The organism is Actinomadura sp. ATCC 39365, from assembly GCF_054392275.1.
The window spans coordinates 3,959,464-3,977,359 of the sequence record NZ_CP184335.1 but is presented as its reverse complement, the minus strand read 5'-3'; the positions used below and the strand labels follow the sequence as shown (position 1 = coordinate 3,977,359).

The following is a 17,896-nucleotide window of genomic DNA, read 5'->3' as shown; positions in this document are numbered from 1 at the left end:
CCGGTTCCTTACAGTTCGTCCACCTCCGCGAACGTCCTGCCGCCGGACAGCCTCGGGTAGCCGGGGCCGCGGTCGAAGAAACGGTCCGCGGGCGGGCGGAGGCGGGCGCGGAGCTCGGCGGTGCCGCGTTCGTCGATGCGGTCGCCGTCCAGGACCACGCCGTAGTCGCCCAGGGCGCCGGCGATCGAGACCTTGCCGTCGCGGACGTCGGCCGCCACCGCCCTCGGGTCGCGGTCGTAGGGGGAGCCCCAGCCGCCGCCGCCCGTCGTGCGGATGCGGATCAGGTCGCCGGCCTGGACGGGGTGGTCGTCCACCAGGCCGTCCATCTCCTTGCCGGCGATCTCCACCCGGAACGGGCGCCCGGCCAGGCCGCCGTTGACGCCCCAGCACGACAGGATCGACCGGTCGGCGATCGACATGTACGACGCGTCCCGGAGCATCCTGATGTGCTTGTCGTAGCCCAGGCCGCCGCGGAACATGCCGGGGCCGCCCGAGTCGCAGGCCAGCCCCAGCCGCTCCACCCGGAACGGCCAGCGCGCCTCGGCGAACTCGACCGGGATGTTGCGCGAGTCGGGGACGACGTGGATGGTGTCCTCGCCGTCGGCGTACCAGCGGCCGCCCGAGCCGCCGCCCAGGACCTCGCGCATCAGGTACGGCATGCCGCCCGCGTCGCTGCCGTACACGCCGGTGTAGCGGATGGTTTCCTGGTCGGCGGGCATGCGTCCGCCGGTGGCCTTGGCCAGCACGCCGGCCAGCACGCCGAGCAGGCGCAGGATGACGAACGTGCGGGCGTTGGTGGGCGCCGGGAAGACCGGGGTGAGCAGCGTGCCCTTCTCCGGGAAGACCATCTTGATCAGCGGCACGACGCCCTCGTTGACGTCGAGCTCGGCCATGCGCTCGGGCGTGTCGGCGAGGTTGCGCAGCACCGGCGCCAGCCACTTCTTCAGGAAGACGCCGTCGGCGTAGTCGCCCGCGTGGTTGATCGGGCCCTTGGCCTGGGGCGAGGTGCCGGTGAAGTCGATCGTGAGCGGCGCGTCGGCGGCGTGGTCGACGGTGAGCGTGATGCGCTGGGCGTGCAGGCGGGGCTCGTCGACGCCGTCGTGCTCGGCGTAGTCCTCCCAGACGTACGTGCCTTCGGGGATCTTGGCGAGCAGTTCCCTGCGGAAGGTCTCGGTGGTCTTGGAGACGATCGCGTCGAAGCACTCCTCGACGGCCTGCCTGCCGTACCGGTCGAACAGCTCGCCGAGGCGGCGGGCGCCCATGAGGCAGGCCGAGCACTCGGCGTCGAGGTCGCCGGCGAGGGAGTCGGGCATGCGGGAGTTGCGGGTCATGATGCGCAGCGCGGTCTCGTTCGGCACGCCCTGGTCCCACAGCTTGATCGGCGGGATCATCAGGCCCTCCTCGTACACCGAGCGGGCGTGCGAGGGCATCGAGCCGGGCACCGCGCCGCCGATGTCGTCGTGGTGGCCGAACGCCTGCACGAACGCCACCACGGCCCCGTCGTGGAAGACCGGCACGGTGACGCACAGGTCGGGCAGGTGGCCGATGCCGCCCTCGGACAGGTAGACGTCGTTGTGGAAGTAGACGTCGCCGGGCTTCATCGTCTCGACCGGGAAGTCTCGCACGATCGGCTGGACGAGCGCGCTGTAGGAGCGGCCGGTGAGCTTGCGCAGCCGGGCGTCGTGGATGCCGGCGCGGAAGTCGTGCGCGTCGCGGATCATCGGGGAGCGGGCCGTACGGGCGATGGCCGTCTCGACCTCCTGCTCGACGGAGGCCAGCGTGCCCTCGACGATCTCCACCAGAATCGGATCAATCACGTCGGATCTCCACATTTCCGTATTCGTCCACCTTCGCGGTGAAGCCCGGGTGCACGGGGATCGTCGATCCGTACTCCTCGATGACCGCCGGGCCCTGGACGGTGGCGCCCGGCCCGAGCGCGGCCCGCTGGTGGATCGGGGTGTCGCGGGTCTCCTCGAAGTGCACCGGACGGACCGAGGTGGCCCCCTCCCCCGGCTTGTCGAGCCGCCGGATCGCCGGACGGGTGATGGGACCGATGCCCGAGACGCGCAGGTTGACCCATTCGACGCCATGGCGGGGGTCGTCGCGGTAGGCGTACCCGTACAGCTTCTCGTGGGCGTCGTGGAAGGCGTCGATCACCGTGCGCGTCCAGTCGTCGTCGAGCGGGCCCGCCGGGGCGGTGACGCGCACCTCGAACGCCTGCCCGTAGTAGCGCAGGTCGGCGCTGCGCACGTAGACCGGGTCGTCGAAGCCCTCGCGGTCGAGCGCCTCGGCGGCCTGGCCCTCCAGCTCCTGGAAGATCTGCGCGGCGGTCTTGAGCGCGAGGTCGCGGGTGACGTACGTGCGCACGTAGTCGTTCTTGACGTCGACGGTGAGCAGGCCGAACGCCGAGACGTTGCCCGGGTCGCGCGGGACGACGACGGCGGGCAGGCCCAGGATGTCGATCAGGCGGCAGGCCAGCAGCGGCCCCGACCCGCCGAACGTCACCAGCGGGTAGTCGCGTACGTCGAGGCCGCGCTTGACGGTGAGCTGCCGGATCGCGTTGCTCTGGTTGAACGCGCTGATCTCCAGGATGCCGGTCGCGGTGCGCTCGGGGGTGAGCCCGAGCTTGTCGGCCAGCGCCTCGACGCCCTGGCGGGCGGCGTCGGCGTCGAGCGGGATCTCGCCGCCCAGCAGGTGGGGCGGGATGCGGCCGAGGAACACGTGCGCGTCGGTGACCGTGACCTCCGAGCCGCCCTTGCCGTAGCACAGGGGCCCCGGATCGGCGCCGGCCGAGCGGGGGCCGACCTTCAGCGTGCCCTCGGGCGAGATCCAGGCCACCGAGCCGCCGCCCGCGCCGACCGTGACGATGTCGATCATCGGGATCTTGCACGGGTACCGGCCGATCGTGCCCTCGGTGGTCAGCGACGGCTCGCCGTCGATCACCACGGCCACGTCGGTCGAGGTGCCGCCGCCGTCGAGGGTGATCACGGACGGATGCCCGGCCGTGGAGGCGATCAGCGCCGCGCCGAGCGCGCCCGCCGCCGGGCCCGACAACACGGTGGTGATCGGCTGGTTGACGACCTCGCGCGCCGACAGCACGCCGCCGTTGGACTTCATCACCGAGAACGGCATGCCGAGCCGGTTGGACAGGCCGGCGATGTACCCGCGCATGGCGGGCTTGACCGCGGCGTCCACCAGGGTGGTGATCGAGCGCTCGTACTCGCGGTACTCGCGCAGCACGTCGCTGGAGAGCGAGATCACCGCCTCCGGGTGCTCGCGCCAGAGGATCTCGCGCATGCGGCGCTCGTGCTCGGGGTTGGCGTAGGAGTGCAGGAAGCACACGCCGACCGCGTTGATCCCCTTCGACCTGAGCCAGCGCGCCGCCTCGACGGCCTGCTCCTCGGAGAACGGCCGCACCTCGTTGCCGAGGTGGTCGAGCCGGCCGCCGACCGTCCTGACGAGGTGCACGGGGACGATCCGCGGCGGTTTGACCCAGAAGTAGGAGTTGCCGTAGCCGTCCGGCACACTCTGCCTGGCGATCTCCAGGATGAACTCGAAGCCCTCGGTGGTGATGAACCCGAGGTTCGCGATGCGGTCTTCGAGCAGCTGGTTCGTTGCGACGGTGGTGCCGTGGACGATGGAGGCGACGTCGAGCTCGCCCAGCTTCCCGATGCCCGCGACGAACCCGTCGGCCGGGTTCGCGGGCGTCGAGGGGGTCTTGGTGGTGACGATCTCACCGGTCTGCTCGTCCACCGCCACGACGTCGGTGAACGTGCCCCCGGTGTCCACTCCGATTCGGACGCTACGCATGGCTCCTCAGCTTCGGCGACGGCCGAGAACTTCGTCGATGACCCGGGGCGCGTTCTGGGTGCCGACGTAGGCCGCCAGGCGCACCACCAGCTCTTGGGATTTTGCCAGTTCGGCCTCGACTCTGGCCTTCCCCGACTGGCCCGCCTGCACGCCGAAATAGGCGCCCATGATCGTGCCCACCACCCCGGCCACGCCCGCGAACAGCGCGGCGAACTCCTTGGTGGCGAACACCGCGGCGCCGAAGGCGATCAGGATCGCGACGATGCCCGCCACGACGACCAGGAAACCGTACCGCCATCGGGTGGCGTCGGCCTGGGCGGCCGTCACGTCGTCCTGTGTCAGCATCGCGTCGAGCGTCGGTGGATTGTCGGTGACCACAGTTCCTCCTGATAGTCCAGGGGAGAAATGTCCCACGAGGTCATGGAACAAGCCAAGCCGCTAAGCTGGCCTCCTGTGACCGAACTGTCTGCCTTGTCAGCCGTGCCATCTGGAGCCCGGGACGCCGTACTGAAGTTCTACTTCGGCCCCATGGACTGCGGGAAGTCCACTCTGGCGCTCCAGATGAACTACAACCACGGCCGCCAGGGGCGGCGCGGACTGGTCCTGACCAAGCACGACCGCTCCGGCGGCCCGAAGGTCACCAGCCGGATCGGGCTGGGCCTCGAGGCGATCGAGGTGGAGGACTCACTCGACCTCGTCGGCCTGGTCACCTCGCACGAGCGCATCGACTACCTGATCTGCGACGAGGCCTGCTTCTACACGGTCGAGCAGATCGAGCAGCTCGCCGACCTGGTGGACGAGCACGGCATCGACGTCTACGCCTTCGGGCTGGCCTCCGACTTCAGGTCGGTCATGTTCCCCGGCGCGCAGCGGCTGTTCGAGCTGGCCGACGAGGTGTGCCGGCTGCAGGTCGAGGTGTTGTGCTGGTGCGGACGCCCCGGCCAGCTCAACGCGCGCGTGGTGGGCGGGGTGCTGGCGCGGACGGGCGAGCAGGTGGTGATCGGCGACACCGACGCCTCGCCGGTGCGCTACCAGGTGCTCTGCCGCCGCCACCACCGCTCCGGCCAGCTCGGCGAGGGCGGCGCCCCGGCCTGAGCCGGGCGCCTTGAGCCGGGGGCTTCACACCAGCCTGACCCGCGGGCCTCACACCAGCCGGTCGAGGGCGCCGCGGAACAGGCGTCGCTCGTCCACCGGCAGGGCGGCCAGGAAGGCGCGCTCGGCCTCCTCCACGGCCGGCACCGCGAGGCGCACGGTCTCGCGGCCGCGCTCGGTCAGCTCCACCGCGTTCTTGCGGCGGTCGCCCGGATGCGGCCGCCGCGCCACCAGCTTCTTGCCCTCCAGCGCGTCGACCATGGCGACCATCGTCGTGCGGTCGATGCCGAGCCGCTGGGCCGCCTCCTGCTGCGACAGCGGCTCGGGGGCGTCGATCACCGACAGCACCGCCAGCTCCCGCCCGTCGATCCCGTAGGGCGCGAGCGCCGGGCCGGTGAACTCGGCCAGGCGCAGCGCGGCATGTTTGAGCAGGTAACCAAGGCGGCGGCTCGACACCTTCCGATTGTCGCACCGCCGCGGGCGGGGCCGTTCAGACCGCGCAGTAGCCGTCGTCGTCGCACCCGTCGGCCGGCGGGGCGAGCTGGGTGATCGGCGTCTGGCCGGTACGCTCGGCGACCTCGTCGATCGCCGCCGCGAAGGTGTCCTCGGGCTGCGCGCCCGACACCGCGAACTTGCCCTCGAACAGGAACAGCGGCACCCCGCTGACCCCCAGCGCGCCGGCCCTGGCGAGCTGCTCGCGCACCTGCTCGGCGCCCTCGCCGGTGTCCTGGACGCCGACCTCGCCGGCCAGGCGGCTCAGCACGCCGGGGTCGCCGACGTTCGCGCCCTCGCTGAAGTACGCGCGGAACAGCCGGTCGGCCATCTCCTTGCCGAGCCCCTGGGCGGTGGCGACCTCGATGAGCCGGTGGGCCTCGAAGGTGTGGGAGCTGACGGCCCGCTCGTAGTCCATCTCCAGGCCCTCATCGGCGGCGGCGGCCCGGACACGTTCGGTCATCTGCCGCGCGCCCGGCCCGAACTTGCGCTCAAGGGCCGGGATCAGCGGCTCGCCCTCGACGGGGGCGTCGGGGTTGAGCTGGAACGGGCGCATGGTCACCTCGATCGTGCCGCCCTTGGCACGGAAACGCTCGGCGGCGCGGGCGAACCTGACGTGCCCGATGTAACACCAGGGGCACACGACATCGGAGAAAATCTCGACTTTCACCCCATCGACAACCACGCGGCCCGCACGGCGATTCCGCCGGCCGCGGGTCAGCCGGCGGCCAGCTCCTCCAGCCGGTACGGCAGGTAGGCCGAGTCGTCCACCAGGGCGGACGCGCCGCGCCACCAGCCGAACCACTCGCCGCTGCGCCACATCCAGTCGACCCGCTCGATGGCGGCCACCACGTCGCCGACGGTCCCCCAGCGCTCGCCCAGCTCCTCGCGGGTGACGCCATGGCGGACGGCCCAGGCCCGCAGCACCCCCGCGGCGGCGGCCGGGATCTCGCGGGCGTACGGGTCGGGCTTCTCGCCGGGCAGCCGGTGGGGCCCGAGCCCGGCGGCCACCCCCCAGCTCCACTGGGCCTCGGCGGGCCTGGAGTAACGCAACGACTGGAAGTCGAGATTGGACCCCAGCGCGTCGTCGGGACGGCGGGCGACGACCGCGTCGAGCCGGCCGCCCGCGTCGAAGTGCACCACGAGCCGCTGGCCCGGCCTGACCCCCGGCGGCAGCTCGAAGCGGTCCTCGGCCTGCCAGGAGTTGAGGTCGACCGCGGCGACGGGCCGGCCCCAGAGCTGGTCGGCGGCGTCGTCGGCGATCCAGGCGGCCAGCATCTCCAGCGCGGTCAGGTCGGTCCACGGCTCGATCGCGACGGCCGTGCGCAGCACCTCGTCGGGCGGCGGCAGCTTGCCGCCCCTGGGCCGCGTCCACCAGCCGGCGCCCAGCTCGCGGGTGCCGACGAGGAGCGCGGCGATGGCGGCCAGTTCGGCCGATCGGCGGGTGAGGGAGGCGCCGAGCGCGAGCCCGAGCGCGCGGTCGGTCCGCTGGTCGCCGAACACCGGCCGCGCCTCGGCGACCAGGGACTCGGCGGTGGGGCGCTCCTCCCCCAGCAGGTTGCGTACGATGCGCCTGGCTTCGTTCCGTGCGTCTTCAGCGTGTGCCTGCCGCATACCGCCACGCTACGCCCGGAGATCCTTTTCCGCGAGAGCCGTCGTGGCGCGTCCCTCAGCCGCGCCGGCCGCTTGTGTCGCGGCCGAGCAGCCGGCCCACGGCGACTCCGGCGAGCGCGGCGGCCGCGCCCATGCCGAAGGCGGCCAGCAGCGCCCACGGGCGGGTCTCGGCGTGCCGGGCGGGAGGCCGTTCGTAGACCGCCGGGGCGGCCGGCCCGGCCGGGGTGGCGGTCGGGGCAGCCGGGGCCGGGGGCGGGGCGCTGAGGTGGCCCTCGACGGCGGAGAAGAACTCGCCCGCCGTACGTTTCGCGACCGAGCCGAGCATGCGCTGCCCGACGCCGCCGATCATCCCGCCGATCACCGCGTCGGCGTCGTAGTCCACGCGGGTGCCGCCGTCGATCTCGCTCAGCCGGACCAGGACGGTGGCCTCGACCGTGCCCGGCGCGCCCTGGCCGCGGGCCCGCAGCGTGAAGCTCTCGGGCGCGCGCGGCTCGGCCAGCGCGACCTCCCCCTGGTAGACGCCCTTGATGGACGCCACGCCCGCGTTGACCGTCATCCTGTAGGTGTCCGGCCCGGTCTCCTCCAGGCGCTCGCAGCCCGGGATGGTGCGCACGAGCACCGCCGGGTCCTGGAGCGCGGCCCACACTCGATCTCGCTGTACGCCGATCACGGCGCTGCCCGCCACCTTCATGCGGCCACTCTAGGCACCGGCGACCGGCTGGTTAAGGGCAAGACCTGCCAGTCGGGCGACGCGTCGTGTGGATCAGGGCTGGCAAGATGGTGCTCCATGTGCTGGGGGCGTGGAACGGTCATGGGCGGGGCCGGGCGTGGCGGGCTGGGGCCGGCCGTGCTCGCCGGGGTGCTCGCCGGGGTGCTGGTGGCGCTGGCCGCCGGGTGTGCCGGCGGCGGCACCACCGGCGACACCGGCGGGGTCGTGACCGGGCCGTCGGCGAAGCCGTCCGCGACCGGGGGCCCCGCGTCCCGGCCCACCCCGCAGGGCCCGCCCGGGCGCTGCCGCGCGCCGGGGAGGTGGGCCCGATCAGGGGCGAGAACGGCCTGCCCCCGGTGATCAGCTCGATCCCCACCAAGCGCAAGGTCGTCTTCCTGACCATCGACGACGGCTGGGAGCAGGACCCCGGCTTCGTCAAGCTGGTACGCGACCGGCGCGTCCCCATCACCGCCTTCGCCATGCGCGACGCGGTCGAGGCCAAGGGCAGCCCCGACCCGGCCGGCGGCCCCGGCCGCTACGTGGGCGCCGGCAAGTGGGGATATTTCCGGCAGCTCCGCGACGTCCACGTGCCCGTCGAGAACCACACCCTCACCCATCCCGACCTGCGCCGCCTGCCCCTCGCCGGCCAGCGCCGCGAGATCTGCGGCGCGGCCCAGGTGGTCGGGAAGGAGATCGGGGCCCGGCCGACGTTGTTCCGGCCGCCGTTCGGCAGCTACAACACCGACACGCTGCGGGCCGCCCGGCGGTGCGGGGTGCGGGCCGTGCTGCTGTGGACCGCCACCGTCCAGCCGGGCGGCAAGATCGCCTACCAGGTGCCCGACAAGCGCCTGCGTCCGGGCGACATCCTGCTCCTGCACTTCCGGCCCAACCTGGCGGCGGACTTCCGGGTGCTGATCGACAAGATCAGGCGGCGCGGCTTCGAGCTGGGCAATCTGCAGGCCTACCTCGACGCCACGGGCGGGGTCCGCCGGGCGAGGTAGTACGCAGTCCGCCCGGCGGGTGACGCGCCGGAACGTACCCGTACGGGATCCTCGAAAAGTAGGCAGAACCGGGGGATGTGACCAACGTCGCATCGCGATGCTCTACGTCCTGTAGTACTACTACAGGTAGAAGTACTACAGCTTGTAGAGCTATGAGCGGGTGGGGATTGATGGACGCGCTTGACCTGGCACGGTGGCAGTTCGGGGTCACCACCGTATACCACTTCTTGTTCGTGCCCCTGACCATCGGTCTGGGCATCTTCGTCGCGGGCCTGCAGACGGCCTGGCACCGCACGGGCAAGGAGCACTACCTCAAGCTCACGAAGTTCTTCGGGAAGCTGTTCCTGATCAACTTCGCCATGGGCGTGGTGACCGGCATCGTGCAGGAATTCCAGTTCGGCATGAACTGGAGTGAGTACTCCACGTTCGTCGGTGACGTTTTCGGCGCCCCGCTGGCCATGGAGGCGCTGCTGGCCTTCTTCATGGAGTCCACGTTCCTCGGCCTGTGGATCTTCGGCTGGGACCGGCTGCCGAAGAAGGCGCACCTGGCGAGCATCTGGGCCGCCGCCATCGGCTCCAACCTGTCGGCCTACTTCATCCTCGCGGCCAACGCCTGGATGAAGCACCCGGTGGGCTACGAGGTCGTGGACGGCAAGGCCAGGATGACCGACCTGTGGGCCGTGCTGACCAACTCCACGGCGATCGCGCAGGTGCCGCACGTCATCGGGGCCGCGTTCATCGTGGCGGGCGGGTTCGTGCTGGCGGTGAGCGGCTACTGGCTGCTGCGGACGCGCGCGCCGATGTGGCGCAGCGCCGCCCGCGGCGCGCTGATCATGACGGCGATCGCGGGGGCGGTCGTCGCGGGCACCGGCGACATGTCGGCCAAGCTGATGTACGAGCAGCAGCCCATGAAGCTGGCCGCGGCCGAGGGCCTGGAGCGCGACACCGCGGGCGCGGCCTTCTCCCTCGCGCCCGGCATCGAGATCCCCAAGGTCCTCAGCTTCCTGGCCACCAACGACCCCAACGCCACCGTCCAGGGCACCGAGGACCTGCAGAAGCGTTTCGAGCAGCAGTTCGGCCCCGGCGACTATCGGCCCGACCCGACGATCGTGTTCTGGTCGTTCCGCGTGATGATCGTGTTCGGCATGGCCACCGCGGGGCTCGCGCTGCTCGGACTCTGGCTGACCCGGCGCCGGCGCGAGGTGCCGTCCTGGCTGGCTCGGGCGCTGCTGCTGGCGCTGCCGCTGCCGTTCGCGGCGGTGATCGCGGGCTGGCTGCTGAGCGAGATCGGCCGGCAGCCCTGGACGGTCGCCGGCGAGCTGCTGACCGCCTCGAGCGTCTCGCCCGGGGTGAGCCTGGCCGAGGTCGCCATCTCGCTGACCGTCTTCACACTCCTGTACGGCGGCCTGGCCGTGGCCGAGGTCGTCCTGCTGGCCAAGCACGTGCGCAAGGGCGTCGAGGAGCGGCAGCCCGCTCCCGAGGCGCAGCCGCTCGAACCGTCGCTGATGTACTAGAGGGACCAGACCATGATCAACCTGTGGTTCGTCATCATCGCCTTCCTCTGGACCGGGTACTTCGTCCTCGAAGGCTTCGACTTCGGCGTCGGCCTGCTGGCGCCGCTCCTGAGCAGGAACGCCGCCGAGCAGCGCCAGAGCCTGCAGACCATCGGCCCGGTCTGGGACGGCAACGAGGTGTGGCTGATCACGGCGGTCGGCGCCATGTTCGCCGCCTTCCCCGCCTGGTACTCCGGCCTGTTCAGCGCGTTCTACCTGCCCGTCACGCTCATCCTGGTCGGCCTGATCGTGCGCGGCGTCGGGCTCGAATGGCGCGGCAAGGTCGCCAACCCGATCTGGTGCGACCTCGGCATCCTGGTCGGCAGCGGCCTCCCGGCGTTCCTGTGGGGCGCGATCTTCGCCGACGTGCTGTTCGACAGCGGCCCCGCGGCCCTGCTCGGCGGCGCGTTCACGCTGACGCTCTGCGTGCTGCACGGCGCGGTCTTCCTCGCGCTGCGCACCACCGGCCCGGTGCGCCGCCGGGCCAGGACCGCCGCCATGGCCGCGGCGGCGGTGGCCATCCCGGTGGCCGTGCTGGCCCTGTCGAACCTGGGCTCGCTGCCCGCCCTGGCCTCCATGGCCGCGCTGGCCGCCGCGGCGGCGCTGATCTGGCGGCGCAGGGAGGGCTGGGCGTTCGGCGCGACCGCCGCGGGCATCGTGCTGGCCACGCTGGCGGTCTTCATGGAGCTGCGCGTCGCGCCGCTGCCCGGGCTGACCCTGGCGGGGGCCGCCTCGGGGCCGTACACGCTGACGATGCTGAGCTGGATCGGGCTGATCACGCTGCCGTTCGTGCTGGTCTACCAGGGCTGGACGTACTGGGTGTTCCGCAAGCGGGTCATGCTGGCGGCGGCGTAGGGCTCGTCAGCCGACCGTGCGCATCTGGTTCGTGCGGTGGTCCTTCAGGTGGAGGTCGCCGCCGAGCCGCTCCTTCAGCAGCTCCAGCACCTTGCGGCTGGACAGCACGGTCCACAGGTTGCCGACCAGGTGCGGGTTGTACTCGGGGGCGGCGTCCATCCAGACGTCCTTGCCGGACTGGCTGGCGAACGTCGTGACGAAGAACTGGCCGTCGGCGGTCCGGCAGTAGCCCGTACGGATCTCGGCGGCGTCGACCTGCATGCGCGGCTTGCAGCCGACCTTGGCGGCGAGCTGCTCGACCGTCTGGGGCGCCGCCGCCCGCGGGGCGTTCTGGCCGGCCGCCGCCGGGCCGCCGGAGCCGCCGGAGCCGGAGCAGGCGGCGACCAGCCCGGCCAGCAGCGCGAGGACGGCCAGACGTGGAAGTGTCGTCATGTGCGGAGGTACGCACGCTAGCCCGCCCCGGTTCAGCGTCGGTTCGGCGCCGGCTCAGCGCAGGACGACGCAGCCCCGGGCGCGCAGCAGGTCGAGCACCGGCGGGTCGTCGTAGAGCTTGTTCCAGCGCAGGTCGAGCTTGCGCAGGCCGGTCAGCGCCGCGACCGCGGCGGGCAGCTCGCGCAGCCGGTTGTTGCGCAGGTCGAGATGGGTCAGGCCGGTCGGCAGCGCGGGCAGCTCGCTCAGGTGGTTGTTGCGCAGGTCGAGCACGCGCAGCTCGGTCAGCGCCGCGAGGGCGGCGGGCAGCCGGGTCAGCCGGTTGCCCTGCAGGTGCAGCTCGCGCAGGCGGCCGAGCCCGCCGACGGTCTCGGGCAGCGTCTCCAGCCGGTTGTTGTACAGGCGCAGCTCCACCAGCGACGCCATCGACCCGAGCGCGTCCGGGAGCCCGGTCAGCCGGTTGTCGGTGAGGTTGAGGTAGGCCAGCCGGTCGAGGCGGCCGAGCGCGGCCGGGACGTCGGTGAAGCCGTTGTCGCTCAGGTAGAGGTAGTCGGTGAGCGGCAGGTCGCCCACCTCGGGCGGGATCGAGGCGAGCCGGTTGTGGCCGAGGTCGAGCATGCGCAGCCGGGTCAGGCCGCCGATGGCCGCGGGGATCTCGGTGAGGGCGTTCTCGGCGAGGTTGAGGGATTCGAGCGCGGTCAGCTTCCACAGCGCGGCGGGCACGGCGGTCAGCCGGTTGCCGCCGGCCGCGAGGTGGCGCAGGCGCGGGCCGAGGTCGCCGGGCAGACGCTCGATCCGGTTGCCGTAGAGGAAGAGGGTCTCCAGGCCGGGCGGGCAGCCGGGGACCTCGCTCAGCTCGTTGCCGTCGAGGTGCAGGGCGCGCAGCGCGGTCAGGCCGGACAGGCCGGGCAGCTCGCGCAGCCGGTTGCCGTCGAGCCGCAGCTCCTCCAGCGCGGCCAGCCCGGCCACCCGAGGGGGCACGTGCGCGATCTCGTTCCAGGCCAGGTCGATCGTCCGCACGTCGTCGGGTACGTCGGGGAAGCGGGTCAGGCCGGCGCCGGGAGCGAGCATGGCGCCGATCATCGCATACGCAGCTCGAACAGGTCCGACGGCGAGATGGGCATACGGTCGATCTCGATGCCCTCGGCGTCCTCGATCGCCGAGGCGATGACCGCCGACACCGGGATCACGCCGGCCTCGCCCGCGCCCTTGATGCCGAGCGGGTTGAGCGGCGAGGGCGTCTCCAGGTGGGCGGTCTCGATCGGGGGGATCTCGGTGGCGTACGGCATGAGGAAGTCCATGAACGAGGCGTTGACGAGCTGGCCGTGCACGTCGTACTCCATGCGCTCGTACAGGGCGCCGCCGATGCCCTGGGCCACTCCCCCGTGGATCTGGCCCTCCACGATCATCGGGTTGATCAGCCGGCCGCAGTCGTGCACGACGGCGTACCTGACGACCCTGATCTCGGCGGTGTCCGGATCGGTCTCCACGACGGCCGCGTGCATGCCGGAGGCGAACGTGGACCTGATCGGCGAGTAGAACTCGCGTCCCTCCAGGCCCGGCTCGTCGCCCTCGGCCACCGGCGGGCGGGCCGGGTCGGCCGCGCCGGAGAACTGGGTCGCCCTGGCCGTCTCCTCGTCGAAGGCGTAGCGCAGCGGGTTGGCCAGCACCGCCACCGTCGAGAGCGGGATCGCGGCGGTCGGCGCGCCCACGACGTGCACCATGCCGTCGTCGATCTCCAGGTCGGCCGGGTCGGCCTCCAGGGCGTCGGCCGCGATACGCAGCGCCTTGTCCTTGACCTTCCGGCAGGCCAGGGCGATGGCGTTGCCGCTGACGACGGCGGCGCGGGAGGCGAAGGTGCCCACCGCGTACCCGAACCTGCGGGTGTCGCCGGTGACCACGCTGACGCGTTCGATGGGCACGCCCAGCTCGGCGGCGGCGATCTGGGCGAAGGCGGTCTCGTGGCCCTGCCCCTGGGAGGTCAGGCCGGTCGAGACGTGCACCCGGCCGTCGGAGGTGATCTGCACGTGCCCGCCCTCGTACGGGCCGACGCCCGTGCCCTCGACGTAGCAGCCGATGCCGATCCCCCGGCCCGGACGCCGCTCGAAGGAGTCCCAGCCGATCAGCTCCTTGATCATGCGGAGCATCTCCGGGTAGTCGCCGCTGTCGTAGATGAGCGGGCGGCCGTCCTGGAAGGTCATCCCCTGGTCGTAGGGGAACTCCTCGGGCCGGATGAAGTTGGCCGCGCGCACCTCGGTGCGGTCCTTGCCCAGATAGCGGGCGATCTTGTCCATGGTCCGCTCCATGCAGAACACGCCCTGCGGGCGACCGGCCCCGCGGTACGGCGTGACCTGCACGGTGTTGGTGTAGACCGCGGTGAACTCGACCCGGTAGGCCCCCGGCTTGTACGGCCCCAGCAACTGCGTGGAGGTGACGATGGGCACGATGATCCCGTACGGCGTGTAGGCGCCGTGATCATGCAGGATCGTCACGTCCAGGCCCAGGACGCGGCCGTCGTCGTCGAAGCCGACGCGTACGTGGTGGATCTGGGCGCGTTCGTGCGCGGAGGAGATGAAATGTTCCCTGCGGTCCTCGGTCCACTTGATCTCGCGGCCGAGCGTCATCGCGGCCCACGGCACCAGGATCTCCTCCGGCCACGGGTGCACGATCTTGACGCCGAAGCCGCCGCCGACGTCCGGGGCGATCACCTCGACCTGCGGCAGCGGCAGCCCGAGCGCGGCGGCGACGGCCATGCGCACGCTGGTGGAGGTCTGGGTGCTGGAGTGGACGCGCAGGTCGCGGCCGTCCCAGCGGGCGTGCACGCCGCGTCCCTCCAGCGGCATGCTGGCGCTGCGCTCGATGTCGAGCCGGAAGGCCAGCGTGTGCGGCGCGCTCTCGACGGCCTCGCGCGCGCCCCTGCCGTCGGCCCCCGGCACCTCCTGGACGAGGTGCGCCCCCACGTTCCCCGGCACGTCCTCGTGCACGAGCTGGGCGCCCTGCACCGCCTCGGCCAGGCCGACGACCGGCTTGAGCGGCTCGTAGGCGACCTCGATGAGCGCGCAGGCGTCCTCGGCGGCGTACCTGTCGGCGGCCACGACCATGACCACGGGCTCGCCGACGTGCCGGACGACCTCCCTGGCCAGCGGGTACGCCGTGCGCCCGTGGGTGAGCGCCGGGTGCGGGATCAGCAGCGGCAGCGGCCGGCCCACCCGCTCGGGCAGGTCCTCCCAGGTGTAGATCGCGACCAGGCCCGGCACGTCGAGCGCGGCGGACACGTCGATGTCGCCGACGCGGGCGTGGGCGTGGGGTGAGCGGACGAACGCGGCGGCGAGCGCGTCGCGGCCCAGGTCGTCGAGGAAGCGGCCCTGGCCGGTGAGCAGCCTCGGGTCCTCCCGCCGTTGCACCGGCTCGCCGAACATCCTGGTCGTCACGATCCCCCCACCCGCGGCCCGCCGGCCCGCCCGAAGCTCACGACTCCTCCGCCAGCAACTCGGCGGCGCGGTGGACGGCCTTGACGATGTTCTGGTAGCCGGTGCACCGGCACAGGTTGCCGGACACGCCTTCGAGCACCTCCTCGTGGGTGGGCGCCGGATTGTCGGCCAGCAGGGCGGTCACCGTGCACAGGAAGCCCGGGGTGCAGAAGCCGCACTGCAGGCCGTGGCACTCGGCGAAGGCCCGCTGCACCGGTGAGAGCCCGTCCGGGCCGGCCAGGCCCTCGACGGTGGTGATCTCGTGCCCGTCCACGGTGACCGCGAAGGTCAGGCACGACCGGACCGGCTCGCCGTCGAGCAGCACCGTGCAGCAGCCGCAGACGCCGTGCTCGCAGCCGACGTGCGTGCCGGTCAGGCCGAGGTCGTGGCGCAGGCAGTCGGACAGCAGGCGGCGTCCGGGGACGCTGACCCGCCGGGCCGTGCCGTTCACGGTCAGCGTGATCTCATGTTCCACCGGTCGCCGTCCCCTCCCGTGCCGCCTCGCGCAGTGCCCGTTCGGCCAGCACGCCCACCAGGTGCCGCCGGTAGGCGGCGGTGGCGTGGATGTCCCCTTCGGGGTCGGTCCCCTCCCGCACGGTCCGCGCGACGGCGGGCCAGTCGACGCTCGTGGCCGGCCGGTGGCCGCACGCGCGCGTCACGTCCATCAGGACGGGGACCGGGCCCACGCCGACGCAGGCGACCCTGGCCGCGGCGACGCGCAGGTCCTCGTCGAGCGTGACCACGGCGCAGACGCCGGCCAGGGCGTAGTCGCCGTGCCGCCGGGACACCTCCTCGAACGCCGTCCCCGCGCGCCCGCCGAGCGCCGGGAAGTAGGCCGACACGGCCAGCTCGTCCGGCCGGACGACGGACTCCATGGGCCCGACGAAGAACTCGTGCGCCGGCACGTCCCGCTCGGTGACGCCGTCGGGGGTCCAGCGGGCCAGCCGCACCGAGCCGCCCAGGACGGCCAGCACCGCGGGCAGTTCGGCGGCGGGGTCGGCGTGCACCAGGCTCCCGACGACCGTGCCCCGGTTGCGGATCACGGGGTGGGCGACCAGCCGCAGCGCCTTCGTCAGCAGCGGGTGCGCGCCGGACCGGGCCACCCGCGAGTGCCGGGCCAGCGCGCCCACCCGCACCCCGTCGCCGCCCGACTCCACCGTGTCCAGGGCGGTCAGGCGGTTGATGTCGACGATGTGCTCGGGCGCGGCCAGCCGCATGTTGAGCATGGGGATCAGGCTCTGGCCACCGGCCAGCACCTTGCCCCGCACCTCGGCGAGCGTCCGCAGCGCCGCGCCGAGGTCGCCGGGGGCGTGGTGGGTGAACGGCGGCGGCTTCACCCGGCCTCGCCCGGGGCCGGGTGCGGGGCTCGTCCCCGGGAGCGCCCGGCCATGACCCGCAGCAGGTGGTAGCCGCCCACCACCACGACGGTGCCGAGCGCGATGCCCTCCAGGGAGAAGTCTCCGCCGATCATGTGCGTCACCGGTCCGATCGCCAGGATGATGCCCGCGCCGATCGGGACCATGTTCACCGGGTCGGCGAAATCCACCCGGTTCTCGATCCAGATCTTGGCGCCGAGTAGTCCGATCATGCCGTAGAGGATGACGGTGACGCCGCCGAGCACGCCGCCCGGCGTGGCGGCGACCAGCGCCCCGAACTTCGGGCACAGGCCGAACAGGATCGCGATCAGGCCGGCGATGTAGTAGGCGGCCGTGGAGTAGACCTTGGTGGCCGCCATGACGCCGATGTTCTCGGCGTAGGTGGTGGTGGGCGAGCCGCCGACGGCGCTGGTGACGACGGTGGCGGCGCCGTCGGCGATGATCGCCCGGCCGATGTAGGGGTCGACGTCGGTGCCGGTCATCTCGCCGACGGCCTTGACGTGGCCGACGTTCTCGGCGATGAGCGCGATCACCGCGGGCAGCACGAGCAGCACGGCGGAGAACCGGAAGTCGGGCGCGTGGAAGTCCGGCAGCCCGAACCAGTCGGCCCTGGCGACGGCGTCGAAGCTGACCCGGTCGTGCGGGAAGGCCGTGGCCACGCAGTACGTGCCCTCGGCCGGGCAGGCGGCGCCGGCCGCGTCGCGCAGGTTCTGGCCGGGCAGCACGGAGGTGACCGGCCCCGCCACCAGGTCCAGCACCCAGGACAGCGCGAACCCGGTGACCAGCCCGATGAGCACCCCGACGCGCCCGGCGAAGCCCTTGAACGCCACGATCACCACGAACGTCACCAGCATCGTGACCAGCGCCACCCACTGGTCCTGCCCCCAGTAGACGTCCGCGACCACGTACGCCAGCCCGAACCCGATGAGCATCACCACCGCGCCGGTGACGACGGGCGGGAAGACCCGGTGGATGATCTGCACCCCGAGCACGTGCACGGCCAGCCCGGCCAGCGCCAGCACGAGCCCGGCCACCAGGATCGAGCCGGTCACGAGGGCGTCGGCGATGCTCTGGTCGGTGCCGACGGCGGCCCTGATGGCGAACACGCCGCCGACGAACGACGCGCTGGTGCCCAGGTAGCTGGGCACCTTGCCCTTCACGATCAGCAGGAACATGATCGTCGCGACGCCGGACATCATCACGGCGACATTCGGGTCGAGCCCCATCACCAGCGGGAACACGAACGTGGCGCCGAACATCGCGATCACGTGCTGGGCGCCGAAGCCGACCATGCGCGGCCAGCTCAGCCGCTCGTCGGGCCTGACCACCTCACCGGGCGCCAGATGCCTGCCGTCACCGTGTCTGGTCCATCCGAAAACCATCTGCGCCCTCTCTTCCGGGCCGGCGACCGTGCCTTTGCGGGCACATTAGGACCGCTGGGATGCGGCTACACGGGCATGATCTGCCAAATATCCCGCGGTCACCAGAGCGAACC

General features: G+C 72.3%; 18 protein-coding genes. 5 read left to right on the top strand and 13 right to left on the bottom strand.

What is annotated here, in order from left to right; genetic code table 11:
• Positions 1-8: 8 nt before the first annotated feature.
• From ACNF49_RS19750 to ACNF49_RS19740, 3 genes are read right to left on the bottom strand one after another with little or no spacing between them, the layout of a single operon-like run.
• Positions 9-1,817 (bottom strand): hydantoinase B/oxoprolinase family protein, encoded by a 1,809-nt coding sequence (locus tag ACNF49_RS19750; protein WP_482944623.1) that lies wholly within the window; start codon positions 1,815-1,817, stop codon positions 9-11.
• Complete coding sequence (locus ACNF49_RS19745) at positions 1,810-3,810, bottom strand: hydantoinase/oxoprolinase family protein (RefSeq protein WP_357964790.1); 2,001 nt, start codon at positions 3,808-3,810, stop codon at positions 1,810-1,812. The genes ACNF49_RS19750 and ACNF49_RS19745 overlap by 8 nt, the downstream gene beginning before the upstream one ends.
• A 6-nt stretch (positions 3,811-3,816) precedes the next feature.
• On the bottom strand, positions 3,817-4,155 hold the full coding sequence (locus tag ACNF49_RS19740; RefSeq protein WP_352363898.1) for a hypothetical protein: 339 nt from the start codon (positions 4,153-4,155) through the stop codon (positions 3,817-3,819).
• A 135-nt stretch (positions 4,156-4,290) separates the two neighbouring features.
• On the opposite strand from ACNF49_RS19740, the gene ACNF49_RS19735 reads away from it, so the two are divergent.
• Positions 4,291-4,905 (top strand): thymidine kinase, encoded by a 615-nt coding sequence (locus ACNF49_RS19735; protein WP_352322400.1) that lies wholly within the window; start codon positions 4,291-4,293, stop codon positions 4,903-4,905.
• A 48-nt stretch (positions 4,906-4,953) separates the two neighbouring features.
• Here ACNF49_RS19735 and ACNF49_RS19730 read toward each other — a convergent pair whose 3' ends face one another.
• Genes ACNF49_RS19730 through ACNF49_RS19715 form a run of 4 tightly spaced genes read right to left on the bottom strand, consistent with a single transcriptional unit; the run spans position 4,954 to position 7,699 of the window.
• Entirely contained in the window at positions 4,954-5,358 is a 405-nt protein-coding gene (locus ACNF49_RS19730) for a MarR family winged helix-turn-helix transcriptional regulator (RefSeq protein ID WP_357964792.1), read from the bottom strand.
• Between the two features lie 34 nt (positions 5,359-5,392).
• Positions 5,393-6,064, bottom strand: a complete 672-nt coding sequence (locus ACNF49_RS19725; protein WP_482944622.1) for a DsbA family oxidoreductase — start codon at positions 6,062-6,064, stop codon at positions 5,393-5,395.
• A gap of 47 nt (positions 6,065-6,111) precedes the next feature.
• Positions 6,112-7,008 (bottom strand): hypothetical protein, encoded by an 897-nt coding sequence (locus ACNF49_RS19720; RefSeq protein WP_482944621.1) that lies wholly within the window; start codon positions 7,006-7,008, stop codon positions 6,112-6,114.
• A gap of 55 nt (positions 7,009-7,063) precedes the next feature.
• The gene (locus ACNF49_RS19715) at positions 7,064-7,699 is read right to left on the bottom strand and encodes an SRPBCC family protein (protein WP_357964798.1); all 636 of its coding nucleotides are present in this window, start codon (positions 7,697-7,699) and stop codon (positions 7,064-7,066) included.
• 96 nt (positions 7,700-7,795) lie between these two features.
• On the opposite strand from ACNF49_RS19715, the gene ACNF49_RS19710 reads away from it, so the two are divergent.
• The 4 genes from ACNF49_RS19710 to cydB all read left to right on the top strand — a co-directional run bounded on the left by ACNF49_RS19710 (position 7,796) and on the right by cydB (position 11,126).
• The gene (locus tag ACNF49_RS19710) at positions 7,796-8,077 is read left to right on the top strand and encodes a hypothetical protein (protein WP_482944620.1); all 282 of its coding nucleotides are present in this window, start codon (positions 7,796-7,798) and stop codon (positions 8,075-8,077) included.
• Positions 8,038-8,718 (top strand): polysaccharide deacetylase family protein, encoded by a 681-nt coding sequence (locus tag ACNF49_RS19705; protein ID WP_482944619.1) that lies wholly within the window; start codon positions 8,038-8,040, stop codon positions 8,716-8,718. Before ACNF49_RS19710 ends, ACNF49_RS19705 begins: the two co-directional genes overlap by 40 nt.
• A 170-nt stretch (positions 8,719-8,888) precedes the next feature.
• On the top strand, positions 8,889-10,232 hold the full coding sequence (locus ACNF49_RS19700) for a cytochrome ubiquinol oxidase subunit I (RefSeq protein ID WP_482944618.1): 1,344 nt from the start codon (positions 8,889-8,891) through the stop codon (positions 10,230-10,232).
• A gap of 12 nt (positions 10,233-10,244) precedes the next feature.
• A complete protein-coding gene (cydB, locus tag ACNF49_RS19695; protein ID WP_482944617.1) occupies positions 10,245-11,126 on the top strand; it encodes a cytochrome d ubiquinol oxidase subunit II in 882 nt (293 codons plus the stop codon).
• 6 nt (positions 11,127-11,132) lie between these two features.
• On the opposite strand, the gene ACNF49_RS19690 is transcribed toward cydB, so the two are convergent.
• The 6 genes from ACNF49_RS19690 to ACNF49_RS19665 are packed head-to-tail and all read right to left on the bottom strand — an operon-like array spanning position 11,133 to position 17,783.
• The gene (locus tag ACNF49_RS19690) at positions 11,133-11,558 is read right to left on the bottom strand and encodes a hypothetical protein (protein WP_482944616.1); all 426 of its coding nucleotides are present in this window, start codon (positions 11,556-11,558) and stop codon (positions 11,133-11,135) included.
• Between the two features lie 54 nt (positions 11,559-11,612).
• The gene (locus tag ACNF49_RS19685) at positions 11,613-12,626 is read right to left on the bottom strand and encodes a leucine-rich repeat domain-containing protein (protein WP_482944615.1); all 1,014 of its coding nucleotides are present in this window, start codon (positions 12,624-12,626) and stop codon (positions 11,613-11,615) included.
• Between the two features lie 8 nt (positions 12,627-12,634).
• The gene (gene cutA / locus ACNF49_RS19680) at positions 12,635-14,986 is read right to left on the bottom strand and encodes an aerobic carbon-monoxide dehydrogenase large subunit (RefSeq protein WP_482944614.1); all 2,352 of its coding nucleotides are present in this window, start codon (positions 14,984-14,986) and stop codon (positions 12,635-12,637) included.
• Positions 14,987-15,023: 37 nt separating this feature from the next.
• Positions 15,024-15,500 (bottom strand): (2Fe-2S)-binding protein, encoded by a 477-nt coding sequence (locus tag ACNF49_RS19675; protein ID WP_357964812.1) that lies wholly within the window; start codon positions 15,498-15,500, stop codon positions 15,024-15,026.
• Complete coding sequence (locus tag ACNF49_RS19670; protein ID WP_482944613.1) at positions 15,490-16,362, bottom strand: FAD binding domain-containing protein; 873 nt, start codon at positions 16,360-16,362, stop codon at positions 15,490-15,492. The genes ACNF49_RS19675 and ACNF49_RS19670 overlap by 11 nt, the downstream gene beginning before the upstream one ends.
• Complete coding sequence (locus ACNF49_RS19665) at positions 16,359-17,783, bottom strand: uracil-xanthine permease family protein (protein ID WP_482944612.1); 1,425 nt, start codon at positions 17,781-17,783, stop codon at positions 16,359-16,361. The genes ACNF49_RS19670 and ACNF49_RS19665 overlap by 4 nt, the downstream gene beginning before the upstream one ends.
• Between the last annotated feature and the right edge of the window lie 113 nt (positions 17,784-17,896).

Coding starts and splice junctions, on each gene's coding strand:
- ACNF49_RS19745 (WP_357964790.1), bottom strand. CDS start 3,810: ATGCGTAGCGTCCGAATCGGAGTGGACACCGGGGGCACGTTCACCGAC.
- ACNF49_RS19740 (WP_352363898.1), bottom strand. CDS start 4,155: ATGCTGACACAGGACGACGTGACGGCCGCCCAGGCCGACGCCACCCGA.
- ACNF49_RS19720 (WP_482944621.1), bottom strand. CDS start 7,008: ATGCGGCAGGCACACGCTGAAGACGCACGGAACGAAGCCAGGCGCATC.
- ACNF49_RS19715 (WP_357964798.1), bottom strand. CDS start 7,699: ATGAAGGTGGCGGGCAGCGCCGTGATCGGCGTACAGCGAGATCGAGTG.
- ACNF49_RS19710 (WP_482944620.1), top strand. CDS start 7,796: ATGTGCTGGGGGCGTGGAACGGTCATGGGCGGGGCCGGGCGTGGCGGG.
- ACNF49_RS19700 (WP_482944618.1), top strand. CDS start 8,889: ATGGACGCGCTTGACCTGGCACGGTGGCAGTTCGGGGTCACCACCGTA.
- cydB (WP_482944617.1), top strand. CDS start 10,245: ATGATCAACCTGTGGTTCGTCATCATCGCCTTCCTCTGGACCGGGTAC.
- ACNF49_RS19690 (WP_482944616.1), bottom strand. CDS start 11,558: ATGACGACACTTCCACGTCTGGCCGTCCTCGCGCTGCTGGCCGGGCTG.
- ACNF49_RS19685 (WP_482944615.1), bottom strand. CDS start 12,626: ATGCTCGCTCCCGGCGCCGGCCTGACCCGCTTCCCCGACGTACCCGAC.
- ACNF49_RS19665 (WP_482944612.1), bottom strand. CDS start 17,783: ATGGTTTTCGGATGGACCAGACACGGTGACGGCAGGCATCTGGCGCCC.